The sequence below is a fragment of the Chitinibacter sp. GC72 genome, assembly GCF_009760905.1.
In the GTDB taxonomy this organism is placed as follows: Bacteria; Pseudomonadota; Gammaproteobacteria; order Burkholderiales; family Chitinibacteraceae; genus Chitinibacter.
In genome coordinates this window covers 1-1,716 of the sequence record NZ_VIRW01000049.1, presented here as the reverse complement: position 1 = coordinate 1,716, position 1,716 = coordinate 1, and the positions used below count along the sequence as shown (strand labels likewise).

Annotated in this window: 1 rRNA gene; it reads right to left on the bottom strand. The window is 52.0% G+C overall.

The features are described from left to right. Positions 1–9: 9 nt before the first annotated feature. Positions 10–1,543 (bottom strand): 16S ribosomal RNA (locus FLS37_RS16680). Between the last annotated feature and the right edge of the window lie 173 nt (positions 1,544–1,716).

Below are 1,716 nucleotides of genomic sequence, written 5' to 3'. Positions count from 1 at the left end.
TTTCTCTTGAAAGGAGGTGATCCAGCCGCAGGTTCCCCTACGGCTACCTTGTTACGACTTCACCCCAGTCATGAATCCCACCGTGGTAAGCGGCCTCCTTACGGTTAGCCTACCTACTTCTGGTGAAACCCACTCCCATGGTGTGACGGGCGGTGTGTACAAGGCCCGGGAACGTATTCACCGCGACATGCTGATCCGCGATTACTAGCGATTCCGACTTCATGCACTCGAGTTGCAGAGTGCAATCCGGACTACGATCGGTTTTGTGAGATTGGCACCCCCTCGCGGGTTAGCGACCCTCTGTACCGACCATTGTATGACGTGTGAAGCCCTGGTCATAAGGGCCATGAGGACTTGACGTCATCCCCACCTTCCTCCGGTTTGTCACCGGCAGTCCCACTAAAGTGCTCAACTGAATGGTAGCAACTAGTGGCAAGGGTTGCGCTCGTTGCGGGACTTAACCCAACATCTCACGACACGAGCTGACGACAGCCATGCAGCACCTGTGTTACGGTTCCCGAAGGCACTCCTCTATCTCTAAAGGATTCCGTACATGTCAAGACCAGGTAAGGTTTTTCGCGTTGCATCGAATTAATCCACATCATCCACCGCTTGTGCGGGCCCCCGTCAATTCCTTTGAGTTTTAGTCTTGCGACCGTACTCCCCAGGCGGTCAACTTCACGCGTTAGCTGCGTTACTAAGCTCCGAAAAGCCCAACAACTAGTTGACATCGTTTAGGGCGTGGACTACCAGGGTATCTAATCCTGTTTGCTCCCCACGCTTTCGTGCATGAGTGTCAGTATCAGCCCAGGGGGTTGCCTTCGCCATCGGTGTTCCTCCACATCTCTACGCATTTCACTGCTACACGTGGAATTCCACCCCCCTCTGCCGTACTCTAGTTAGCCAGTTCACAATGCAATTCCCAAGTTGAGCTCGGGGATTTCACATCGTGCTTAACAAACCACCTGCGCACGCTTTACGCCCAGTAATTCCGATTAACGCTTGGACCCTACGTATTACCGCGGCTGCTGGCACGTAGTTAGCCGGTCCTTATTCTTCAGGTACTCTCATCCCCGGTGGGTATTAGCCACAAGGATTTGCTCCCTGACAAAAGCGCTTTACAACCCGAAGGCCTTCTTCACGCACGCGGCATTGCTGGATCAGGCTTGCGCCCATTGTCCAAGATTCCCCACTGCTGCCTCCCGTAGGAGTCTGGACCGTGTCTCAGTTCCAGTGTGGCGGATCGTCCTCTAAGACCCGCTACTGATCGTTGCCTTGGTAGGCCTTTACCCTACCAACTAGCTAATCAGCCATCGGCCGCTCCAATAACAAGAGGTCTTGCGATCCCCCTCTTTCCCCCGTAGGGCGTATGCGGTATTAGCTATCCTTTCGGATAGTTATCCCCCATTACTGGGTACGTTCCGATGTATTACTCACCCGTTCGCCACTCGCCACCAGACCGAAGTCCGTGCTGCCGTTCGACTTGCATGTGTAAAGCATGCCGCCAGCGTTCAATCTGAGCCAGGATCAAACTCTTTCGTTTAATCACTAAGCTAAATGTACTACTTGGCTTGTACTTCAATACTCAAAGAAAAAAACGAGATGAACAATAAAGTTCGTCTTGTTTTACTTTCTTTTCAATTGAGTGCAAGCACTTGTTTCGACTTACGAATCAAGCACTCACACTCATCGGCTGTAATTTGTTAAAGATCGGTG